This window comes from Microbispora sp. NPDC004025, assembly GCF_053604425.1.
This window is the reverse complement of sequence record NZ_JBSGHN010000001.1, coordinates 153128-174869: the sequence shown is the minus strand read 5'-3', so window position 1 is coordinate 174869 and position 21742 is coordinate 153128. Positions and strand designations below refer to the sequence as shown.

The following is a 21742-nucleotide window of genomic DNA, read 5'->3' as shown; positions in this document are numbered from 1 at the left end:
GTGCGCAACCGGCAGCGCGGCCGGGCGGTCATCCACGTGCCCGCACGAATTCGGTGATGGACGAGACGACGTAGTCGATCATCTCGTCGGTCAGGCCGGGATACACCCCGACGTGGAAGGTCTGGGTGGTGATGATGTCGGTGTTGGTCAGCTCGCCGACGACGCGGTACGGCTGGTCCGCGTAGGCCGGGTGCCTGATCAGGTTGCCCGCGAACAGCCGGCGCGTGCCGATCTTGCGGTTCTCCAGGAAGTCCACCAGCTCGCCCGCCCCGAACGGCGCCTGCGGGTCGACCGTGATGACGAAGCCGTACCAGCTGGGGTCGCTGCGCGGGGTCGCCTCGGGGAGCAGCAGGTGCGGCACCCCGTCCAGGCCCTCGCGCAGCCGCCGCCAGTTGCGCCGCCGCGTCGCGCAGAAGTCGTCGAGCTTGTCGAGCTGGCTGAGGCCGAGCGCCGCCTGCAGCTCCGTCGCCTTCAGGTTGTAGCCGACGTGCGAGTAGATGTACTTGTGGTCGTAGCCCTTCGGGAGCGTGCCCATCTGGTAGTCGAACCGCTTGAGGCAGGTGTTGCTCTCGCCGGGCTCGCACCAGCAGTCGCGGCCCCAGTCGCGCAGCGACTCGACGATCCGGGCCAGCACCAGGTTCGAGGTGAGGACGCAGCCGCCCTCGCCCATCGTCATGTGGTGGGCCGGGTAGAAGCTCACCGTCGCGAGGTCGCCGAAGGTGCCGGTGGGCTCGCCGTCGTACAGGGCGCCGACGGCGTCGCAGTTGTCCTCGATGAGGAAGAGGTCGTGCTCGGTCGCGAGCCGGGCCATGTCCACGACGTCGAACGGGTTGCCCACGGTGTGCGCGATCATGATGGCCTTGGTCTTCGGGCCGATCGCCCGCTCCACCGCCTCGACCGTCGGGTTGTACGTGCCGAGCTCGACGTCCACGAAGACCGGCACCAGGCCGTTCTGCAGGATGGGGTTGACCGTCGTCGGGAAGGCCGCGGCGACCGTGATCACCTCGTCGCCCGGCCGCAGCCGCATGTCCTGCAGGCGCTGCGAGGTCAGCGCGGAGACCGCCAGCAGGTTCGCGGAGGACCCGGAGGTGGTGAGGAACGCCTTGCGCCGCTTCATCTTGCGGGCGAACAGCGACTCGAACTTACGCGCCCGCTGACCGGCGGCCACCCGCAGGTCCAGCGCCGCCTCGACCAGGGCCACGCGGTCCTCGACGTCGTGCACCGCGCCGGTCGGCCAGATCTCGGTCACCCCGGGCACGAATTCCCCGCCGGTCTGGACATCCTGGTGATACTTGCGGACCTCGTCCAGGATCAGCGCCTTGTGATCGTTCATCTCAGGTCCTTGTCGGTCGAGTGGACGGTGCCGGTCGTCTTCCGGCCGGCCACGGGCAGGTCACGGGGGAGCCACGGACGCACCGTCCCAGCATCCGGCGGCGCCGATCGCCCCGCATCTCCTGGATTGCCGCCCCCGGGGCCGTAATTCGCGCCGTATTACGCGCGGCGTTTTCCCCTTTCGCACGCCGGGAGATGCGGCGGACGGCGGCCGGGAATGACAATGCGAACGGAGAATCGCGTCAGGATCCGGCGGTACGCCGGAAATATCGACGGGGACGCGCCCGGCAACACCAGGAAACACATTCCCATTTCGACTCAGGAGCGTTTCATGCGTTTCCTACCCGACCAGCGGGACCTGAAAGTGGCGGTCGTCGGACTCGGCTACGTCGGCTCGTGCCTGGCGGCGATCCTGGCCGACCGCGGCTGCACGGTCACGGGCGTGGACATCGACACCGCCCTGCTCGGCGAACTGGCCCGCGGGCACTGCCGCTACCAGGAGCACGGCCTGCCCGAACTCGTCGCGGCCGCGGTCGCGTCCGGACGCCTCCGGGTGACCGCCGACTACGCCGGCGTACGGGACGCCGACGTGGTGCTCGTCGCCGTCAGCACGCCCGTCCACCCGGACGGCTCGCTGCTGGACGACCACCTGCGTGAGGCGTGCCGGCGTCTCGGCGCCCACCTGCGCGAGGGCCAGCTCGTGCTGCTCAAGAGCACGGTGCCGCCCGGCACCACCCGGGATCTGGCCCGGCCGCTGCTGGAGCGCGGCGGGCTCGTCGCGGGTGAGGACTTCGGGCTCGCCTTCACCCCGGAGCGGTTCGCCGAGGGCACCGCGCTGCGCGAGCTGCGCTCCCTCCCGATCGCCGTGGGCGGGCTGAACGACGACAGCACCCGCGCCGGGACGGAGTTCTGGCGCCGCGTGCTCGACGTCGCGATCGTCCCGATGGACTCCCCGGAGGCGGCCGAGATCGTGAAGCTGGCCGACAACTGGTGGATCGACCTCAACATCGCACTGGCCAACGAGCTGGCCAAGTTCTGCGCGCTGTACGACGTGGACGTGCTCGACGTGATCGCGGCGGCCAACACGGTCCCCAAGGGCACGGGGAACGTCAACATCCTGCTGCCGAGCGTGGGCGTGGGCGGGTCGTGCCTGGTCAAGGACCCGTGGATGGTCTGGCACTCGGCCCGCCGGCGCGGCCTGGAGATCCAGACGGCGCCGGCCGGGCGCAGGGTCAACACCGGCATGCCGGAGTACGCGGCGCAGCTGGTCGTGGACACGCTGGTGCGACTCGGCAAGGACCCCGCCACGGCCACGGTGGCCGTGCTGGGCGCGGCGTTCAAGAACGACACGGGCGACCTGCGGGCGACGCCGGTGGAGGCCTTCGTGACGACGCTGGCCAAGGCCGGGGCCACGGTCCGCGTCCACGACCCGCTGGTGGACCCGGTGCAGGCCGAGGCGCTGTTCGGCGTCGCTCCCTGCGCCGACCTGCGGGAGGCCGTGCGGGACGCCGACTGCGTCGCCGTCATGGCCCTGCACCGGCCGTTCAGGGACATCGACTTCGCGGACCTGCCGGTGGCGCCGGACTGCCTGGTGCTGGACGGCCGGGCCTACTACCCGAAAGACAAGATCGCGGAACTGCGCCGGCTCGGTTACGTCTACCAGGGCGTCGGGCGGTGAATTCCGCGCCGGACATCCGTATACGGCAATCCAGAATAAGCGTGCCCGGGAAAGCCGCTCCTACCATCTGAGCTACCCGCGCGCGCAGACACAGGGCGAAACCGCCTGCTAGCGAAAGGCTTGTGGTGTGAGCGTCTCCGAGATCCCGAACGCGCCGAGCGAGCCGGCGAGCCGGGTGCCCCTCTCTCTCAATCAGGAATTCCTCTGCATTTTCGACGAGGGAGACGATTCCGGGCCTTTCGGCCCCCGATACAACATCTTCTACGCGAGCCGGCTGCGCGGGCGGGTCCACGTCGACACCCTGCGGGCGGCCCTGCACGACGTCGCGGAGCGCCACGAGGCCCTCCGCACGCTGATCGTCCGCGACCCCGATGACCGCCACCAGCGCATCCTCCCGTCCGGCCCGGTGGAGCTGACGCTGCGCGACCTGTCCGGCGTCGCCCCCGCCGACCGCGACCGCCGCGCGAGTGAACTGGTCAACGAGATCGAGGCGGGCTCCTACAGCGCCCGCGAGGTGCCGCTGCTGCGGGCCGTGCTGGCCCGGTTCGACGACGAGGACGCCGTCCTCGTGCTGATCGCGCATCACACCGCGGCCGACGCGTGGTCGATGCACGTGATCATGCGCGACCTGGCCCACAGCTACGCCGCCCGGCGCGGACGGGAGGCCGCCGCCCTTCCCGAGGCGCCGCAGTACCGCGACTACACGTTGTGGGAGCAGGAGCGCGCCTCGTCCCCCGCCCTGGACCGCGCGCGGGAGTACTGGCGCGAGAAGCTGCGGGGGGCGAGCATCCTGACGCTGCCGACCGACCACCCGCGGTCGGCCGGGCTGGCCAAGACGACCGGGTGGCACCGGTTCACGCTCGGCCCCGAGCTGAGCGCCGCGACCCGCCGGACCGCCAAGGAGCTGCGCTGCTCCACGTTCATGGTCCTGTTCGCGGCCAACAACATCCTGCTCAACCGGATCACCGGCGTGAGCGACGTCGTGGTCCCGACGTTCACCACCGGGCGCACCCAGGAGCGGTTCCACACCACCGTGGGGTCGTTCTTCAACTTCGTGCCGCTGCGTACGGACCTCACCGGGTGCGACAGCTACCGGGAGGCGGTGCGGCGGACCCGCGCCACCTGCCTGGAGGCCTACTCCCACGACATCCCCTTCGCCCAGATCGCCGCGGAGGCGCCGGAGCTGATGGCCCCGGCGGCGGCCGACGACCGCGCGCTGTTCCTCTTCCAGGTCTTCCAGTCGCCCTTCGGGATGGCCGGCGAGGTGGTCGGCGACGTCGAGTACGCCGAGGTGCCACGGCTCGTCTCCCAGCCGGTGGGCGGGGACATCCCGGACGGCTCGCTGTGCGAGCTCAACCTCACCCCGTCGGGGGAGATCATCGGGACCCTGGGCTTCAACACCAACCTGTGGCGGGCCGACACGATGGCCGAGTGGATGACCGAGTTCGACAGCGTGCTGCGAGCGGTGGTCACCACTCCCGACGCCCCCCTGCGCTGAGGCTCGCCGGCGGGGCCGCGGCCCCGCCGGAAGCCGCCGCGTGTGCGGAGCCGGTGAAGAGCGACGCGCGCGCACCCCCCACCCGACAATCGCTCGTCGTCGCTCCCCCGCAACGGCCCGGGCGACCAGACGGAAGGACTCCTTCATGCACGCAGGCACCGAATCCGGCCCGGCCGAGCGGGCCGGGCGCAGGGAATGGATCGGGCTGGCCGTCCTGGCCCTGCCCACGCTGCTGCTGTCGCTCGACATGAGCGTGCTGTACCTGGCACTGCCGCACCTCAGCATCGACCTGGGGGCCGACGCGACCCAGCAGCTGTGGATCACCGACATCTACGGCTTCCTCATCGCCGGCTTCCTGGTCACGATGGGCACGCTCGGCGACCGGATCGGCCGCCGCAAACTGCTGCTCATCGGCGCGGCCTGCTTCGCCGCCGCCTCGGCGCTCGCCGCGTACGCGTCCAGCCCGGAGATGCTGATCGCCACCAGGGCGCTGATGGGCGTCGCCGGGGCCACGCTGATGCCCTCGACCATGTCGCTGCTCGGCATCATGTTCAAGGACCCCAAGCAGATGGGGATGGCGATCGCCGTCTGGATGAGCTGCTTCATGGGCGGCATGGCGATCGGCCCGGTCGTGGGCGGGATCATGCTCACCAACTTCTGGTGGGGATCGGTGTTCCTGCTCGGCGTCCCGGTGATGGGGCTGCTCCTGCTGGTCGGGCCGCGCCTGCTGCCCGAGTATCGGGACCCCGAGGGCGGGCGGCTCGACCTCGCCAGCGTCGCGCTCTCCCTGGCCGCCATCATGCCGGTCATCTACGGCCTCAAGGAGGTGGCCAGGAACGGCTGGCAGGTGCTGCCCGTCGTCTCCGTCGTGGCCGGCCTGATCATCGGCGCGGTCTTCGTACGGCGTCAGCGCAGCCTGGCCAGCCCGCTGCTCGACCTGCGGCTCTTCGGCAACCGCGCGTTCAGCGTCGCCCTGGTGATCATGATCGGCGGCGGCGTCATGAGCGGCACCCACCTGCTGGTCAACCTGTACCTGCAGACGGTCGAGGGGCTCTCGCCGCTGCAGGCCGGAGGCTGGCTGGTCCCCTCGACGCTCGCGACGATCGCCAGCGTCATGATGGCCCCGGCCATCGCGCGGCGGGTCCGCCCCGCGTACGTCATCGCGGGCGGCCTGGTGGTCACGGCGGCCGGTTACCTGCTGATCACGCAGGTGGGCAGCGCGACGGGCGTCGCCCTGCTGGTGGCCGGTCTGATCGTCAGCTCCGTCGGCGCGGGCCCCATGGGAGCGCTGGGCACCGGCCTCGTCATCGGGTCCGCCCCGCCGGAGAAGGCGGGCTCCGCGTCGGCGATCTCGGAGACCACCGGTGAGTTCGGCATCGCGTTCGGCATCGCCGTCCTCGGCAGCGTCGGCACGGCGGTCTACCAGGGCGCGCTGTCCGGCACCATCCCGGCCGGGGTCCCGGCCGAGGCGGCGGGCACCGCCGGGGAGAGCATCGCCGGGGCCTACGCCGCCGCGCAGCAGCTGCCCGCCCCGCTCGCGACCGAGCTGCTGACCACCGCCCGCGAGGCCTTCACCACGGCGCTGAACTCCACCGCCGGCGTCAGCGCCGCCATCGCGCTCGTGCTCGCCACGCTGGCCGCGGTCGCGCTGCGGCACGTTCCCGCGAGCGGCGACGCGGAGCAGGAGGGCACGGGTGAGGAGGGCGGCGAGCGGCTGCCCGAAACGGAGGCGGAGTCCGTCCAGGAGCCGGCCGAGGCGGCCGCGCGTATTTCCTGAGGCCGTTTCGAACAGTCCGTCGTGCACGAGAGGCGGGAGGCGGGCCCGGGGGCGGCGCGCACGCACCCGGGCCGCGAGCCCTCCGTCTCGCGCGAACGACGGTGATCGACCAGATTCGCCCGGAGATGGGCCTTGCCGGTTTCAATGACTACCGGCAGGGCCCATCTTCTGGTGCGGGCACCCGGCTCAGCGGAAGGACAGCACCACGTCCCCGAGAGCCAGGTTCTGGTTCCCTGCGCCGATGTAGCAGCTCGTCGTGCCGCAGTCCACCGTGCCCAGCGACACGCCGTCGTGCGTCACGGCCTGGTAGGTCTTGTGCACGGGCAAGGTGAACGTGGCCGCGCCGCTCGCGTTGGTGGTGAACGTGGTGGCGGTGCTCCCGTCGCACCCGAACGACGCGCCGATGTTGGCGCACTGCGCGATGCCGTACACCTCGTTCGCGCCGGCGCCGGTCACCGTGACCGTCACGGTGTCGCCGTCGTGCAGGCCGGACGCCGGCGACACGGAGAACGTGGGCGCGGCGGCCGCCGCGGCCGTCTGGGAGGCGACGGTCAGACCGACCATCATGGCGGCGGCGACACCGAGCTTGGCGAGAACACCGGTCTTGTTCCTCATTTTCCGCATCCTTTCTTCGAGCGGTCAGTGGTGCTTGCAAGAACAAATGTGCTTGATTCGCGACCGGCATTCCAGACAAATCCCTGTCAGCATGTTGCGCGCGACTTGACACCTTTCTGTCATCGAAGTCATTGATATTCGTCATCAAGTTGATCAAGGGCCCTCAGCCGGCTCCGCAGGGGACACCCTGGCCGTGCTCCGCACGAGGGAAGATGCGCGTGGTCAGGCGGCGATGTGACGCTGGCGGCATGCGAGGTCCCGGCCACGACCGCGGCGTGCCGCCGTTCGCGCGCATGCCCCGGCCGAGCACCCGCGCCGCCACCGCTCGCTCCACGCCGCCGTGCCCGCCGGGCGGCCCCGAAATCGCGCGGCCGGGTGGGACGCCCCGGCGCTCCCCCGCCGCGGTCCACGTCCGTCGTTACAGATGCAGGAGCCTCGATGAAGGTAATGCTCACGGTCTGGCCGCAGAAGTGCCACCTGTACCCGATCATTCCGTACGCCCACGCCCTGCAGACCGCGGGACACGAGGTCCGCATCGCCTGCCCTCCGGGCGCCGAGGCCGACATCGTGGCGGCGGGGCTCAGCGCGGTCGTCTGCGGCACCCCTGAGGCGACCGCGCAGGGGTGGGCCAGGCCCGACCTCGCGCCCAACCCCGGCGAGATGGACCGTCTCGCCGACGCCGTGAAGATCGGCTCCGCCGACCGCGACAGCTGGGACGTGTTCTTCCAGTTCCTGCTGTCCGCGGCGAAGTACCACCTCCCGCCGGAGCCCAGCACCGACAACGACGCCCTGGTCGCGTTCGCCCGGAGCTGGCGGCCCGACCTGGTCCTGTGGGACCCCTGGTTCCCCGGCGGAGCCGTGGCCGCGCGTGCCTGCGGCGCGGCGCACGCCCGGATGCTGATGGGCCCCGACTACAGCGGCTGGGCGACCGAGAGGTTCGCCGAGCACGCCGGCGGCGCCACCGGCTCGGGCGACGTGCTCAACCCGCTGGCCGAGGCGGTGCGCCCGTTGGCCGAGCGCTACGGCGTCGAGGTCGACGAGGAGCTGCTGCTCGGGCAGTGGACCCTCGACCCGCTGCCGCCCGAGATGCGCCTGTCCCGCGACCTCTCCTCGCTGCCCGTCCGCTGGATCCCCTACAACGGCGGCGGCGTCGTGCCGGAGTGGCTGTACGGCAGGCCGGAGCGGCCCCGGATCGCCCTGTCGGTGGGCCTGTCGACCCGGACCTACCACAAGGGCGAGTGGCGGACCCCCAAGATCCTCGAGGCCGTCGCCGACCTGGACGTCGAGCTCGTCGCGACGCTGAACGCCGACCAGCTCGTCGGGCTGCCCCCGCTGCCGCCGAACGTGCGCACGGTCGACTACGTCCCGCTGACCCAGCTGCTGCCGACCTGCGCGGTGAGCATCAACCACGGGTCGAGCGGCACCTTCTGGTCCTCGGTGGCGGCGAACCTCCCGCAGATCATCACCGACACCGACGAGAGCCAGCGGCTGGAGTTCCACGAGGACGGCGGCAGCACGATCCCCGAGCGGCACATCCTCTCGCCGATCGCCACCGCGTACGTGACCGGACGCGGGGCGGGGCTGCGCCTCGACCACCAGAAGCAGTCGGCCGAGGAGGTCCGCGACCTGATCGTCAAGGCTCTGGAGGACCCGTCGATCCGGGCGGGCGCGGACGCGGTGCACGAGGAGTGGCTGGCCAAGCCGAGCCCCTCGGACATCGTCCCCGACCTGGAGAAGCTGACCGGCCAGCACCGGCGGTAGCGCCGGGCCCGCCGAAGCCACGCAAGAGCGAGCGAGCACGAGGAGATGGAATGAAGGACCGAATCGTCCTCGACGTCTGGGTGCCGGACCTGACCTTCCCCGGCTGGATGGACCGGTGGTACGAGCAGGGCCGGGACTTCGAGAAGGCGCACCCGGAATACCGGGTGAACATCGTGGGCCAGGACTTCTGGACGTTCCCGCTGAAGGTGGCCGAGGCGGCCGCCGAGGGGCGGGCGCCGATGGTCGCGGAGATCTACTTCTACATGGGCCAGGCCGCCCGGGACATGCGCAACAGGGACGGCAGCCCGGTCTTCACCTCGGTGGAGAAGGCCGTCGGGGGACGCACCGAGATCCTCGGCGAGCCCGTCGTGATCGACGACCTGCTGCCGGCCTTCCGCGACTACTACTCCCTGGACGGCGACCTCACCTCGATGCCGTCCGGCGGCACGACCAGCCTGCTGTTCGCCAACGCGAACCTGCTGCGCGCGGCCGGCGTCTCCGAGCTGCCGCAGACGTGGACGGAGGTCGAGGCCGTCTGCGACGAGATCGCCAAGCTCCGCAACGGTCCCGCGCACGCCATCACCTGGTCGAACCACGGCACGTTCTTCCAGCAGGCGCTCGCCAGCCAGGGCGGGCTGCTGGTGGACAACGACAACGGCCGCTCCGGCCGGGCCACCACCGCCTACCTGGCCTCCGACGAGATGCTCGCCTGGGTCGAGTGGTGGCGGGGGCTGCACCGCAGGGGCCACTACCTCTACACGGGCAAGATCCCCGACTGGGCGGGCACGTTCAAGGCCTTCGCCGACCAGGACGTGGCGATCAGGTTCACCTCGTCCAACGACGTCAACTACATGGTCCAGGCGGCCGAGCAGAGCGGGTTCCCCATCGAGATCGGCATCTTCCCCTACAACGAGAAGGTCCCGTACGTCGGCAACGCGGTGGCGGGAACCTCGCTGTGGCTGGCGAACGGCCTGGACGAGGCCACCCAGGACGGCGCGCTGGCCCTGATCCAGTTCCTGCACAACCCGCGCAACGCGGCCGACCGGCACAAGTTCAGCAGCTTCATCCCGATCACCCGCGCCTCCTACGACCTGCTGGAGGAGGAGGGCTGGTTCGACAAGCACCCCTACCACCGCCTGGCCTACGAGCACGTCAGCCGCTACCCGAGCGGGGCGACCGTCGACCCCGCCCTGGCCGGCGGCGTGCCGCTCTCCCAGGGCGCGCTGTTCGGCGACTTCGCCGGCAACCAGGACGTCATGACGCGCGCCATGGGCGACGTGCTGGCCCACGGCGCCGACCCGCTGGTCCGCTTCACCGAGGCCACCCGCGAGGCCCAGCGGCTGCTGGACGCGTACAACGAGTACGCGCTGCGCAACGGGTTCCGCGACCCGGCGGGCACCCCCGGCCACAGCCTCGCCGTGGAGTCCTTCAGCGAGGCCTCGGCCGGCCGTGACTACTCGGCCGCCGACCTGGAGAAGGTCGTACGGCTCAAGCTCGCCCGCTGAGCCCCCGTCGCACTCCGAGGCCGCCGTCCCCCACCGGGGCGGCGGCCTTCTCCTGTTCGCCCCGGGAGGGGCACGGCCCTCATGGACGGCGGGAGGACGGCAGCGGAAGGGCCGGCCCGGATGCCCGGACCGGCCCTGACGTACGCCCGCTCAGCCGCGCGGGTGTCTTCTCAGCTGTGTTTTCAGCTGGGACGCTCGGCCGTGATGATGACGAAGGTGCCGGGGCCCCGCTCGTCCCGGATCGTCAGCCCCGCCGCGGCCAGCCACGCCTTGATGTCGTCGAGGTCGAACAGCTCCAGCCCGCCCTGGTGCCCGGGGAAGAAGTGGCGCGACTGGAAGTAGCGGGCGATCGGGTCGGAGGGCGTGCGGAACGTCAGGAACGTGAACGTGCCGCCGGGACGCAGACAGCGGCCCACGTCGGCGATCGCCTCGGCCGCGTGGTCGGGGAACGCCTGCAGGGCGTTCCAGCACATCACCGCGCCGAGCGTCGCGTCGCCGAACGGCAGGCTGCGGGCGTTCGCCATCACGGCCGGCACCTGCGGCAGCCTCCTGCGCAGCGCGGTCAGCATCGGCGGATACATGTCCAGCGCGATGAGCCGCTCGGCGCCCACCGCGTTCATCAGGGTCTCCGTCCACCGGCCCGCGCCGGCGGCCAGGTCGAGCACCGGCCCGTCCACCGGACGCACGTGCTCGGCGATGTAGGCGTCCTCGTCGGCGGGCGTCACCGCGGCGCCCCAGTTGGAGCCGGCCAGCCGCAGGAAGTTCGGCCGCGCGTAGGCCTCGTAGAAGTGGCCCATGCTCGGCACCTCGGCCAGCTTGTAGAGGAAGTCGCCGGCGTTGCGCTCGGCGTCCTCGGTGAGGTTGAGGATGCCGCTCGCGATCGGGTAGGACGCCGAGCAGTCGGCGCACCGCACCCCGTCGCCCTCGAAGGCCAGCGGGCCGCGGCAGTGCGGGCAGCGGAACGCCTCCGCGTGCCGCGCGAACAGGTCGACGCCGGCCTCCGGCGGGGGCGGGAGGGTGTCGCGGGGCGGCACGGTCCCGACCTCCACGGGCGTGGGCGCGCCGTTCCCGGCCGCCCAGTACGCCATGGCGCCGAGGTTGCCCAGCACGGTCTGCGTGTCGTTGTTCCAGTTGCGCGTGATCTGCTCGGCCGGCAGCCGCTTGATCCAGGAGTTGTCGAAGTCCCGCTCGGCCTCGTCCATCAGCGCCCACACCGCCGGTGAGGGGAAGACCCGCCCCAGCACGGGGTTTTCCGGGTCCAGCCGCTGCAGGGCGCGGTCGAGCTTGGACAGGTCGTACACGTCGAGCCCCCGGCCCTCGGCCGCGGCCAGGACGCGCTCGCGGTCCTCGGGGAAGTGCCCGAGGAGGTAGGCCAGCGCCAGCGACAGCGGCTGCCCGTTCGCGCTGCCGGCCCACAGCTCCAGGTAGAGGTCGAGGCCCTGCCGTACGGCTGCGGCCACCTCGCCGTCCGTGGGGTCCTCGGCCTCCGCCAGCATGCCGAGCAGGACCGCGAGGTGGGCCCCGCCGTCGTCGCCGATCCGCTCCAGCGTCTCCACCAGCAGGGGCACGGCGGGCAGGGCGAGGTCCGTCAGGGCGCCGTCGTGCCACAGCGCGTCCACCAGGCGCCGGAACTCCTCGTCCCGGCGCTCCGGCGGCGCGTCGGCGAACGCGTGCAGGAGATCGGCGACGGCCGGCTGCACAAGGGATGTGGTCATTTGCGCGTCCTTTCGCGGGGGAACTCGCGGGGGGCTTGGTCGTTGCGGGGCTTGCGCGCGGAGACGATCACGTAGCCGATCTGGTCCGGCCGGGGGGCGAAGAAGCCCAGATGACGCTGCGAGAACCGGGTCACGGCCTCCTCGCCGAACCTCCCGGCCACCTCGTCCCGCCTGGCCATCGCGGCCTTGATGTACTTCGACTTCCTGCCGAACACGCGCGGGCCGCACTGGGTGTGCTCCTCCACCGCGAACCCGGCGGCACGCACGCGGTCGAGCCAGCCCTGTGTGGTGGGCAGCTCGCGCAGCTTGAGGGTGTCCATGAACTTCGCCACCCGTTCGGGCTCGGCCGGCGACTCCAGGCTGAAGTCCGAGAGGGTGAGGCGGCCGCCCGGCCGCAGCACCCGGTGCAGCTCGCCGAGCACCCGGTCGAGGTCGGCCGCGTTCTGCAGCGACTCCAGGGCCAGCACGGCGTCGAAGGAGGCGTCCGGGTAGGGCAGGGCCGCGTAGTCGCCGTACTCGACGCGCACCAGGTCGCCGACGCCGGCGGCGCTCACCCGCGTCCTGGCCGTGTCGATCTCGAAGCGGCTCACCGTGACGCCGGTGACCCGCACGCCGTAGGTCCGGGCGAGGAAGACGGCCGTCGCGCCCGGCCCGCACCCCGCGTCCAGCAGGTGCTCGCCGGGCCGCAGGCCCAGGGTGTCGGTCACCTTGCGGCCGAGGCGGTGGATCGCCTCCGCCAGCGGGGTGTCGTCCTCGTCGTCGTACCAGTACCACATGTGGATCTGGCCGTCGCGCAGCACGTCGCCGATGGGCGAGCGCTCGTCGTAGTGCCTGCCGATCTCTGCCGTATCGACGGCTTCGGAACCCACTTCGAAAGCCATGGAGATGTCGCTCCCATCGTGCCGCCCTCATCTAGGCGGACGGGCTCGGACCCGGGACACAACGCGTCGACGCCATCGTCCGTGGCGGGCGGCGCGGCCACATCTCCCAGAGTGCGGGGGCGGACGGGCCCGGCGGCGGGGCCGCGCATTGCGCACGCTGGGAGACGCGGCGCGCGCGACCGGCGTGCGAGCCTGGGAAACGGCCGAACGCCAGGACACCGGCCTGGCACCGCTGAGCTGGAGGGCACGCCAGTCATGACGATGGTCGGCGAGCAGGGCGTGAGCATCGCGCTGCCGGGAGAGGCGGCGTTCGACGCCGCCACGCAGATCTTCAACCTCGCCGGGCGGGTGCGGCCGGTGGCCGCGACGACCGCCCGCACGGTCGACGAGGTCCGGGCCGCCATCCGGTACGCCAGAGCGCGGCGGCTGCCGGTGCGCGTCCACACGACGGGGCACGCGGCCCCCGCGGGCCGTCCCGTGGAGGACGCGCTGCTGATCCGCACGGAGCTGGGGGGCGGCGTCGAGATCGACTCCCACCGCCGGGTGGCGCGCGTCCCCGCCGGCACGCGCTGGGCCGCGGTGGTCGAGGCCGCCGCCGCCCACGGGCTGGCCGCGCCCCACGGCTCGGCCCCGACCGTCGGCGTGGTCGGTTATCTGCTGCGCGGCGGGCTGAGCTTCTACGGCCGGCTGCACGGGCTCGCCGCCAACAGCGTGCGCGCGGTCGAGCTGGTCACGGCCGACGGCGAGCTGCGCCGCGCGGACGCGACGTCCGACCCCGAGCTGCTGTGGGCGCTGCGCGGCGGCGGGGGCGGTTTCGGCGTCGTCACCGCGATCGAGATCGACCTGTTCCCGGCGGCCCGGGTGATCACCGGGGCGTCCTTCTGGCCCGCCGCGCACGCGCCCCGGCTGCTGGCCGAGTGGCGGCGGTGGACGCTCGACGCCCCCTGGGAGGTGACGACGTCGCTGCGGATCATGAACCTGCCGCCGCTGCCGGAGATCCCGCCCGCGCTGAGCGCCGGTCCCGTGGTGAGCGTGGACGGCGCCGTGCTCGGCACCGCGGGCGACGACCTGACCCTCGCACGACGGCAGGCGGAGAACCTGCTCGCCCCGCTGCGTGCCGTCGCGGAGCCGGTCATGGACACCTGGGAGGAGACCGTCCCGGCCGCCGTGCTGGAGGCGCACATGGAGCCCGACGACCCCATCGCCATCGCCGGCGACCACATGCTGCTGCGTGAGTTCGGCGACGAGGGCGCCGCCGAGTTCCTCCGGCTGCTCGGGGGACCCTCGCCGCTGGTGACCGCCGGGCTGCGGCAGCTCGGCGGCGCGTACGCGGTGCCGGACCCGACGGGCGGCGCGCTCAGTCACCTCGACGCGGCGTACGCGTACTCCGGCGCGGGCGTCGTCGAGGACGCCGCGAGCCTGGCGGCCATCGAGGAGCACTGCGCGGCCGTGCGCGCCGCGCTGAGCCCATGGGACACCGGGCGGACCGCGCCCTCGTTCGTGGAGAACGTCGAGCAGCCGCAGGGCCACCTCGACCCCGACCAGATCGCCGCGGCCGACCGGGTCCGCGAGCGCGTCGACCCGGACGGGCTGTTCCGCGGCGACATCACCCCGAATGCCTCCCGTCTGTGAAAACGCGCACCGCGCGCGGGACGGGATTGCGAAGATGACCATGGCGCCGAGGTCCGACGCCCGGCGCGGACGATTCCGAAGGAGGTCCCCCGGATGGGCAACCCGGACGTGGACGAGTACATGAAGACCAGGCTCACGCCCGAGCAGCAGGAGATCGTCACCGCTCTGCGCGAGCTGATGGCGGAGTGCGCGCCGGACGCGGCGGAGGTCATCAAGTTCGGCTCCCCGGCCTGGCAGCAGAAGAAGATCCTGGCGATCATCAGCAGCAGCAAGACCCACATCACCTTCGCCTTCGAGCGGGGCGCGGAGTTCGAGGACGCGCACGGCCTGCTGGCGGGCGTGGGAAAGCAGACGCGGCACGTCAAGATCAAGAAGCCCGACCAGATCAACCACGAGGCGCTGCGCGACTACATCGCCCAGGCGATCAGGGTCGACTCGGCCAACTAGCCCTTCCTCGGCTAGCCCTTCCCCGGCGACGTCCGCACGCGCCGCCCGGTCACGCCTCACGCGCGGCCGGGCGGCGTTCCGCGTCCGCGAAAGATGTCCGCGCGAGACGCTACGCAGGACGTCCACGCTGAACGTCCACGCGACAGGTCGACGTGAGACGTTCGCGCGGCATGTCCGCGGGGACGGGCGGTGGGCCGGGCGGAGGACATGGAGGAGCCCGGCCGGCGTGCGGGCGGCACGCCGGCCGGGCGGCCCCTTTCAGGTCGTGATCGCGTAGCGGTGCGCGACCTCGCGGGCGATCAGCGCCGCGGGGTCCGGCGCGGACCTGTTGTCGAGGATCCTGGCGGCCTTCCAGCTCACGAACGCCCCGGTGTTGGTCACCGGGTCGAGCTCGGCCTCGACCGTGATGTCCGCGTCCACCCCGGCGAGCCGGCGCAGCCGGGCGGCCACCCCCGCGCCGATGTCGCGCGGGTCACCGGCGATCTCGGGCAGGAGGTCCATGCGCACGGTCACCCTGTCGCCGCCCGCGCCGTCGCCGTCGATGACGATCTGGTAGCCGAGGCAGCCGCGCACGCCGGTGAGCACGGCGGTCTCCAGCTCGGCCGGCTGGAGCACCGCGGTGCCCAGGTGGATCCGGTCGGCGGCGCGGCCGATGACCTCGACGACCGGCCCCGGCAGCGGCGCGCCGTCCGGCGCCGGGGTGATCCGCACGAGGTCGCCGGTGCGGTAGCGGATCAGCGGCTTGATGCCGTCGACCAGCATCGTCAGCACCAGCTCCCCCACGCCCTCGTCGCCGAGGACGTCGCCGGTGTCGGGGTCGACGACCTCCACCAGGTAGTTCAGCTTGGACAGGTGCAGGTCGCCGGTGATCGCGCCGGTCGCGATGCACAGCGCCTCCTGCGAGCCGTACAACGCGGGACGGACGATCGCCTCCGGCCAGAGCGAGGAGACGTTGGCGGCGAAGGCCGGGGTGCAGACCTCGCCTAGCACCAGGAACAGGGAGACGGGCAGCCGGGCCGGGTCGTAGCCGTAGTGCCGGGCCGCCTTCGCCAGGCTGAGGCACATCGCCGGCGCGCAGACCAGGACCTCGATGCCCAGCTCCTCGATCAGGCGCAGCGCCTTGCGGAACCCGACGCGCGGCGACTCCGGCCAGATCTTCACGTGGCACGCGCCGAGAGCGGCCGTCACCGCCGTGAACACATCGCCGAACGCGTACAGCTCGGAGGGGCCCATCAGCCCGACCACCGGTCTCCGGTCGCCGAAGCGGGCCTCGAACAGCCGCCGCCAGGACTCCTCGACCGCCGAGTTGCTGGTCAGGATGTCCTTCGCCCCGCGTGGGCACGGCGTCGACGCGCCGGTCGTGCCCGTCGTCTCGTAGAAGATGGCGGCCTCCGCCGGGCTGCCCGACAGCACGTCGTACATCTCGCGGCGCAGGTCGTCCTTGGTGGTGAAGGGCAGCGTGGACAGGGTGCGCGGGGTGACCCGCTCGACGTCCACCCCCGCCAGGTGGCGGCGGTAGAACGGCGAGCGGGACGTCACGTGCCGCAGCACCGCCGTCAGCCGCTCGCCGTACCAGCGATCCCAGTCCGCCTCCGTCATGCGGCCGTCGTGGAAGGCGCGCAGCGTGCGCCGGTACTCCTGCCAGAACGCGCGCAGCGCGGGCGGGCCGGCCGGCTCGGCCGCGACGGCGTTGACCACCGGCCGGGCCGCGACGGCACTCACATCCGCTCCCGCGCGGCGTCCCAGGTCAGGCCGTCGCGCTCGCTGCGCTCCCGCAGCGGGAGGATCTCCTCCCTGCCGGTCAGCTCGCGGTACTCGTCCAGCAGCTCGATCATGTCGATCATGCGGTCCACCAGCCGGGTCACGTTGATCATGCCCTCCTCGTCGTACGCGGCGTCGCCCTTGTGCAGGGCGTGCACGGTGGCGGGGAACCCGCTGCCGACCACGATCATCCGGTTGAGCAGCGCGTTGGCGGTGAGCTGCGCCCACACCTCTCCCGCGCTGTAGCGGCGGGCGAGCGCGATCACACCGGCCACCTTGTTGCGCAGGGGCCGGTCGAAGCGCAGGTAGCCGACCCCGGCACGTTCCAGGAACGTCTGCATCAGGCTGCAGGTGCCGAAGCCGTGGACGGGGGCGGCGTAGATGATGCCGTCCGCGGCGCTCATCTTCTCCACCACGCCCGCGACGTCGTCGGTCTGCACGCAGCGGACCACGCGGTCGTTGCAGTCGCCGCACGGCCCGCAGGCCACCATCCGGATGTTCCGCAGGTCGACGGCCTCGAGGTCGACGCCGCGCTTGGCGGCGACCTCCGCCGCGTGCAGCAGGACGTCCACCGTGTTGCCGTCGCGCTCGGAGCCGTTGATGGCGACGATCCGCTTGCGCCGGCCCGTCACGACGCCTCCCGCAACGGGATCTCCCGCTCGCCGCTCCACCGGTGCGAGTAGAACTCGAAGTCGAGGGCCTGCCCGTCGAGCGCCGCGTGCAGCTCCGCCACGGCCACCCGCGCGGCGGTGGCGACGGACGGGACGCCGCACGACTCGGCCAGCTCGTGCAGGGTCGCGTAGCACTCGCGGAGCTGCCGCTCCTGCTTGGGGGACAGCTCACCTGGAGCGTTCATCATGGAACCTCGCCGCTTTCAGTTCGAATCGGGGAAGGCTGCCCGGCTCGGCCGTCTCGACCTCCGGGCGGATGCCGATCTCCTCTTTCACCGCCCTGCTGATGCGCTCGCACAGGCCCGGCGCGTCCAGGCCGGCGAGGTCGTGCGGCTCCACCCGCACGACGATCGTGTCGAGCCCGCGGACGGTACGCAGGATCACCTGGTGCTCGCTCACCTCGGGGAAGCCCCGCAGCACGTCCTCGATCATCACCGGCGTGACGGACACACCGCGGATCTTCCGCATGTCGTCGCGCCGCCCGAGGATGCCGCCGTCGAACCAGTCCCAGGTGCGGCCGCAGCCGCACTCGTGCCAGGGCCGCTTCACCACCAGGTCGTCGGTCCAGTGGCGGAACAGCTGCACGCCCTCACGGCCGAGGCCGGTCGTCACGCGGACGCCCTCCTCGCCGTACCCCACGGGCTGCAGGGTCTCGGGGTGCAGCACCTCCTCGATGAGCCCGGACTCGATGATGTGGCAGCCGCCGTTCTGCCAGGGGCACTCGAACATCGACACGGTGCCGAACTCGGTCGTGCCCGCGGCGTTGAACACCCGGGCCCCGAACGCCTCGGATATCGTCCGCGTGGTCGACTCGGGCCGCGGCTCGCCGCCCGCCATGATGATCCGCACGTTGGCGTCCCTGGCGAGGTCGACGCCCATCTCGCGGGCCGTCTCGATCAGCCGCATGGCGTAGCTGGGCGTGCAGCCGAGCACCTCGATCTGCTGGTCCACCAGCAGCCGGACGCGTGCCTTCGAGTCGAGCCCGCCCGAGGGGGCGACCCGGCAGCCCATGCGTTCGAGGCCGTAGTGCATGCCCCAGAAGCCGATGAACAGGCCGTAGCCGAAGGCGACCATCCCCCGGTGGCCGGGGCGCACGCCCATGCCGTACAGCACGGTGCACCACAGGTCCACGCCCCAGGTCCAGTCGCGCAGGGTGTCGAACGTGCGCACCGGCGGGCTGCCGCTCGTGCCGCTGGTCTGGTGGTGCCGGATCCCCAGTATGGGGTCGGTCGACGGCCAGGCGCCGTACGGCGGGGCCGCCTCCTCCGCGGCGATCAGCTCCGACTTGTGCAGCAACGGGACGGTCGCGAAGTACTCCTCCAGTGAGCCGATCCGCTCGGGCAGCCGTTCCCGCCAGAACGGCGAGTTGCTCCGGGCGTAGTCCAGGGCCTTGGACAGCTTGCGCCACTGCCACTGTTCCAGTTCCCGGCGCGGCATGGTCTCCGTCTTGCGGTTCCAGTACTCGGCGGTCTCCGGGCGGGCCGGTCCGAGCGATGCCATCAAGCCTCCCCTACGACCTCGTCGACAACCGGCTGCGGTGACGGCGCGACAGGCGCCGGCGCGGCACCACGAAACTTGTCGATAAATCCCTGATTACCGTGACATCGTGGTCGGGCCGCGCCGCACGCCGCATCTCTGAAATTGCGGGGAAAACTTCTTTCAGATTGCGCTGTCCTGACAACGCGTTGTCGGACGGCCACCGCGGGCGAGAAAATACGACGGAATGGCCGACGACAAGGGAAAAGGACATGAGCGAACTCCAGCGGAAAGTTCAGGAAACCATTGACCAGCTGGTCGAGTCAGGGGCCGAGACCGGTTTGCAGGTCGCGGTCTACCAGGACGGCCGTCAGGTGGTGGACGCCGTCGCCGGCGTCGACGCCGCGACCGGAAGCCCGATCACGTCCGGCAGCCTGATCTACAGCAGCTCCGCCGGCAAGGCTCTGACCTCGGCCGTGGTGCACGTGCTCGTGGAGCGGGGCGTTTTCGGCTACGACACTCCCATCGCGGAGGTGTGGCCGGAGTTCGCCGCCAAGGGCAAGGACAAGGCGACCATCCGGCACGCGCTGACCCACACCCTCGGCACCCCCGGCGTCCCCGCGGACACCACCCCGGACGACCTGATCGACTGGGACAAGATGGTCACGGCCCTCGCCGACGCCGAGCCGTGGTGGGAGCCGGGCACCAAGACCGGCTACCACGCCCAGACCTTCGGCTGGCTGCTCGGCGAGACCGTGCGCCGCGCGACCGGCAAGCCGATCTCCCAGGTGCTCAAGGAGGAGGTGGCCACCCCGCTGGGCGTGGCCGACGAGCTGTTCCTCGGCGTGCCGGCCTCCCACCTGGACAAGGTGGCCCCGCTCGTCCAGGTGGGCGACCCGGTCGACCTCGACCAGCTGGAGCAGTGGATGCCCACCTACTTCAAGGCCGTCCCCAAGGCGGTGCAGCTCAGCGTCGAGATGTGCAACCGGCGCGACTACCTCGCCGCCGACATCCCGGCCGGCGGCACGTTCAGCGCCCGGGCGCTCGCGAAGCTGTACGCCGCGCTGCTCGGCGAGGTGGACGGCGTCCGCCTGATCTCGCCCGAGCGTCTGCGTGAGGTCTCGGCGGTCGCCGTCGACGGCGTCGACGAGATCTTCGGCCACCCCACGCAGTACGCGCTGGGCTTCGGCCTGGGCCGCCCGGTGGAGAACGGCCCGGACCCGTCGAGCGTGCTCGGCTGGCCCGGCGCGGGCGGCACCCACGCCGACATGGACCTGTCCAGCGGGACCACGTTCGCGCTGACCAAGACCCGGTTCAGCCCCGGCGACTACTCCGCCGTCGCCGCGGTCTCCGACGTCATCACCAAGGCCGACGCCAACGTGTGACAGACGCCGTGTGACCGACGCCGGGGTCCTTCCGTCACGGGCTCCCTCTCCGCCGTACCGCGCCTGGTGCGGCGGAGAGGGAGCCCTTGCCGTTACGGGACAGCGCACGGAGCACTGCGGGAGATGCGGCACGGCGGGCCACCGGCCGACGATGGCGGGGTGAGGACAGGTCCTCACGCGGCCCGCCGACTCCGCCGGCGCCCGAGATCGCATCGCATCAGGCAGCGCTACTACCGAATCAGGTGCACACATGCGTTCATTCCGTGTCGAAATCCCGCAAGCCGACCTGGACGATCTGAAGCGGCGGCTCGCCGCCACCCGGTGGCCGGACGAGCTGCCGGGCGTCGGCTGGGACCGGGGCGTCCCCCTGGCGTACCTCAAGGAACTCGCCGAGTACTGGCGGACGAGCTACGACTGGCGCGCCGCCGAGCGGCGGCTCAACCAGTACCCCCAGTTCGTGACCGAGATCGACGGCACGGATGTGCACTTCATCCACGTCCGGTCGCCGGAGCCCGACGCCACTCCCCTGATCCTCACGCACGGCTGGCCCGGCTCGGTCGCCGAGTTCCTCGACGTCATCGGCCCGCTGACCGACCCGGCGGCCCACGGGGGCGACCCGGCCGACGCCTTTCACGTGGTGATCCCGTCCATCCCCGGCTACGGCTTCTCCGGTCCCACCGGCGAGACCGGCTGGGACGTGACCAGGGTCGCGCGCGCGTGGGCGGAGCTCATGAAGCGCCTCGGGTACGACCGGTACATCGCGCAGGGCGGCGACTGGGGCAAGGTGATCTCGCTGCAGCTCGGTCTCGTCGACCCCGAGCACGTGGCCGGCGTGCACATCAACATGCTGGTGACGTTCCCGCCCGGCGACCCCTCCACGATGGACCTGGACGCGGACGAGCTGGCCCGGCTGGAGCACGGCGGCCGGTTCCAGCAGGACGGGGTGGGCTGGCAGAAGATCCAGTCCACGCGTCCGCAGACCCTCGCCTACGCGCTCACCGACTCCCCGGTCGGCCAGCTCGCCTGGATCACCGAGAAGTTCAAGGAGTGGAGCGGCGCCGAGAACTCCCCCGAGGAAGCGGTGAACCGCGACGACCTGCTGACCAACGTGTCCATCTACTGGTTCACCGCCACCGCGGGCTCGTCCGCGCAGCTCTACTACGAGTCCAGCTACGGCGACGCGGCCTTCGCACGGACGTGGGGCGGGCCGTGGCCGCTCACCGTGCCCGTCGCGGTCGCGGTCTTCCCCAATGACGCCACCCGGCCGATCCGCCGCTTCGCCGAGCAGACGCTGCCGACGATCACGCGCTGGACGGAGTTCGACCGCGGCGGGCACTTCGCCGCGCTGGAGCAGCCCGGCCTGTTGGTCGGCGACGTGCGGGCCTTCGCGCGCTCGCTGCGGCCGGCGCCGGTGAACGTCTGACGCCGTAACCGCACCGGACGTCACGGCCGGGCGGACGGGACCGGAGCCGGTCCCGGCCGCCCGGCCCTTCGGCGTGCCCGCGAACAGCCCGCCGGGCACCGGAACACCGGAGCACTGCGGAAGATGCGCCGCTTCCCGAGGGCGTCTGACGATGACGGGGTGCGAAACGGCGGATCGCCGCACTT

The 21742-nt window shown here is 71.9% G+C and carries 17 protein-coding genes; 9 read left to right on the top strand and 8 right to left on the bottom strand.

Translation table 11 applies throughout. The annotated features are described in order from the left end of the window. Positions 1–28 precede the first annotated feature (28 nt). Complete coding sequence (gene rfbH, locus ACWEQG_RS00800) at positions 29–1333, bottom strand: lipopolysaccharide biosynthesis protein RfbH (protein WP_363462963.1); 1305 nt, start codon at positions 1331–1333, stop codon at positions 29–31. Positions 1334–1663: 330 nt separating this feature from the next. Here rfbH and ACWEQG_RS00795 point away from each other — a divergent pair, with 330 nt between their 5' ends. The 3 genes from ACWEQG_RS00795 to ACWEQG_RS00785 all read left to right on the top strand — a co-directional run bounded on the left by ACWEQG_RS00795 (position 1664) and on the right by ACWEQG_RS00785 (position 6285). After that, entirely contained in the window at positions 1664–3010 is a 1347-nt protein-coding gene (locus tag ACWEQG_RS00795) for a nucleotide sugar dehydrogenase (RefSeq protein WP_363462962.1), read from the top strand. Between the two features lie 127 nt (positions 3011–3137). Then, positions 3138–4508 carry a condensation domain-containing protein gene (locus tag ACWEQG_RS00790; protein WP_452280576.1) on the top strand — a complete coding sequence of 457 codons (1371 nt, stop codon included), beginning with the start codon at positions 3138–3140 and terminating at the stop codon, positions 4506–4508. A gap of 145 nt (positions 4509–4653) precedes the next feature. Beyond that, positions 4654–6285 (top strand): MFS transporter, encoded by a 1632-nt coding sequence (locus tag ACWEQG_RS00785; protein ID WP_363462960.1) that lies wholly within the window; start codon positions 4654–4656, stop codon positions 6283–6285. 186 nt (positions 6286–6471) lie between these two features. Here the strand turns inward: ACWEQG_RS00785 and ACWEQG_RS00780 are convergent, their stop codons facing one another. Continuing rightward, positions 6472–6900, bottom strand: coding sequence for an enediyne antibiotic chromoprotein (locus ACWEQG_RS00780; RefSeq protein WP_363462959.1), 429 nt, complete (start codon positions 6898–6900; stop codon positions 6472–6474). Positions 6901–7338: 438 nt separating this feature from the next. Between ACWEQG_RS00780 and ACWEQG_RS00775 the strand changes: the two genes are divergently transcribed. Continuing rightward, positions 7339–8661: a nucleotide disphospho-sugar-binding domain-containing protein gene (locus tag ACWEQG_RS00775; protein ID WP_363462958.1), complete on the top strand. Its 1323-nt coding sequence runs from the start codon at positions 7339–7341 to the stop codon at positions 8659–8661. Between the two features lie 50 nt (positions 8662–8711). After that, positions 8712–10166 carry an extracellular solute-binding protein gene (locus ACWEQG_RS00770; RefSeq protein ID WP_452280575.1) on the top strand — a complete coding sequence of 485 codons (1455 nt, stop codon included), beginning with the start codon at positions 8712–8714 and terminating at the stop codon, positions 10164–10166. A gap of 182 nt (positions 10167–10348) precedes the next feature. On the opposite strand, the gene ACWEQG_RS00765 is transcribed toward ACWEQG_RS00770, so the two are convergent. Both ACWEQG_RS00765 and ACWEQG_RS00760 read right to left on the bottom strand, forming a co-directional pair. After that, the gene (locus tag ACWEQG_RS00765) at positions 10349–11881 is read right to left on the bottom strand and encodes a methyltransferase domain-containing protein (protein WP_452280574.1); all 1533 of its coding nucleotides are present in this window, start codon (positions 11879–11881) and stop codon (positions 10349–10351) included. Continuing rightward, positions 11878–12762 carry an SAM-dependent methyltransferase gene (locus ACWEQG_RS00760; protein WP_452280573.1) on the bottom strand — a complete coding sequence of 295 codons (885 nt, stop codon included), beginning with the start codon at positions 12760–12762 and terminating at the stop codon, positions 11878–11880. The genes ACWEQG_RS00765 and ACWEQG_RS00760 overlap by 4 nt, the downstream gene beginning before the upstream one ends. A 255-nt stretch (positions 12763–13017) precedes the next feature. Between ACWEQG_RS00760 and ACWEQG_RS00755 the strand changes: the two genes are divergently transcribed. Continuing rightward, positions 13018–14394 (top strand): FAD-binding oxidoreductase, encoded by a 1377-nt coding sequence (locus ACWEQG_RS00755; RefSeq protein WP_452280572.1) that lies wholly within the window; start codon positions 13018–13020, stop codon positions 14392–14394. Positions 14395–14487: 93 nt separating this feature from the next. Next, positions 14488–14841, top strand: coding sequence for a DUF1801 domain-containing protein (locus ACWEQG_RS00750; protein WP_363462953.1), 354 nt, complete (start codon positions 14488–14490; stop codon positions 14839–14841). 258 nt (positions 14842–15099) lie between these two features. On the opposite strand, the gene ACWEQG_RS00745 is transcribed toward ACWEQG_RS00750, so the two are convergent. The 4 genes from ACWEQG_RS00745 to ACWEQG_RS00730 are packed head-to-tail and all read right to left on the bottom strand — an operon-like array spanning position 15100 to position 18773. Then, a complete protein-coding gene (locus ACWEQG_RS00745) occupies positions 15100–16563 on the bottom strand; it encodes a phenylacetate--CoA ligase family protein (protein WP_452280571.1) in 1464 nt (487 codons plus the stop codon). Next, on the bottom strand, positions 16560–17234 hold the full coding sequence (locus tag ACWEQG_RS00740) for a flavodoxin family protein (protein ID WP_363462951.1): 675 nt from the start codon (positions 17232–17234) through the stop codon (positions 16560–16562). Before ACWEQG_RS00740 ends, ACWEQG_RS00745 begins: the two co-directional genes overlap by 4 nt. Further along, positions 17231–17458 carry a DUF6052 family protein gene (locus ACWEQG_RS00735; RefSeq protein WP_363462950.1) on the bottom strand — a complete coding sequence of 76 codons (228 nt, stop codon included), beginning with the start codon at positions 17456–17458 and terminating at the stop codon, positions 17231–17233. Before ACWEQG_RS00735 ends, ACWEQG_RS00740 begins: the two co-directional genes overlap by 4 nt. Continuing rightward, complete coding sequence (locus ACWEQG_RS00730) at positions 17442–18773, bottom strand: phenylacetate--CoA ligase family protein (protein ID WP_363462949.1); 1332 nt, start codon at positions 18771–18773, stop codon at positions 17442–17444. Before ACWEQG_RS00730 ends, ACWEQG_RS00735 begins: the two co-directional genes overlap by 17 nt. Before the next feature lie 248 nt (positions 18774–19021). Between ACWEQG_RS00730 and ACWEQG_RS00725 the strand changes: the two genes are divergently transcribed. Next, positions 19022–20134 carry a serine hydrolase domain-containing protein gene (locus tag ACWEQG_RS00725; RefSeq protein ID WP_363462948.1) on the top strand — a complete coding sequence of 371 codons (1113 nt, stop codon included), beginning with the start codon at positions 19022–19024 and terminating at the stop codon, positions 20132–20134. Between the two features lie 250 nt (positions 20135–20384). Then, positions 20385–21557: an epoxide hydrolase family protein gene (locus ACWEQG_RS00720; RefSeq protein WP_452280570.1), complete on the top strand. Its 1173-nt coding sequence runs from the start codon at positions 20385–20387 to the stop codon at positions 21555–21557. Positions 21558–21742 lie beyond the last annotated feature (185 nt).

Excerpts from the sequence above, each read along its gene's own strand:
- ACWEQG_RS00780 (WP_363462959.1), bottom strand. The coding sequence starts at position 6,900 with ATGAGGAACAAGACCGGTGTTCTCGCCAAGCTCGGTGTCGCCGCCGCC.
- ACWEQG_RS00730 (WP_363462949.1), bottom strand. The coding sequence starts at position 18,773 with ATGGCATCGCTCGGACCGGCCCGCCCGGAGACCGCCGAGTACTGGAAC.
- ACWEQG_RS00795 (WP_363462962.1), top strand. The coding sequence starts at position 1,664 with ATGCGTTTCCTACCCGACCAGCGGGACCTGAAAGTGGCGGTCGTCGGA.
- ACWEQG_RS00775 (WP_363462958.1), top strand. The coding sequence starts at position 7,339 with ATGAAGGTAATGCTCACGGTCTGGCCGCAGAAGTGCCACCTGTACCCG.
- ACWEQG_RS00720 (WP_452280570.1), top strand. The coding sequence starts at position 20,385 with ATGCGTTCATTCCGTGTCGAAATCCCGCAAGCCGACCTGGACGATCTG.
- ACWEQG_RS00785 (WP_363462960.1), top strand. The coding sequence starts at position 4,654 with ATGCACGCAGGCACCGAATCCGGCCCGGCCGAGCGGGCCGGGCGCAGG.
- ACWEQG_RS00735 (WP_363462950.1), bottom strand. The coding sequence starts at position 17,458 with ATGAACGCTCCAGGTGAGCTGTCCCCCAAGCAGGAGCGGCAGCTCCGC.
- ACWEQG_RS00750 (WP_363462953.1), top strand. The coding sequence starts at position 14,488 with ATGGGCAACCCGGACGTGGACGAGTACATGAAGACCAGGCTCACGCCC.
- ACWEQG_RS00755 (WP_452280572.1), top strand. The coding sequence starts at position 13,018 with ATGACGATGGTCGGCGAGCAGGGCGTGAGCATCGCGCTGCCGGGAGAG.
- ACWEQG_RS00770 (WP_452280575.1), top strand. The coding sequence starts at position 8,712 with ATGAAGGACCGAATCGTCCTCGACGTCTGGGTGCCGGACCTGACCTTC.
- ACWEQG_RS00725 (WP_363462948.1), top strand. The coding sequence starts at position 19,022 with ATGAGCGAACTCCAGCGGAAAGTTCAGGAAACCATTGACCAGCTGGTC.
- ACWEQG_RS00765 (WP_452280574.1), bottom strand. The coding sequence starts at position 11,881 with ATGACCACATCCCTTGTGCAGCCGGCCGTCGCCGATCTCCTGCACGCG.
- rfbH (WP_363462963.1), bottom strand. The coding sequence starts at position 1,333 with ATGAACGATCACAAGGCGCTGATCCTGGACGAGGTCCGCAAGTATCAC.
- ACWEQG_RS00760 (WP_452280573.1), bottom strand. The coding sequence starts at position 12,762 with ATGGCTTTCGAAGTGGGTTCCGAAGCCGTCGATACGGCAGAGATCGGC.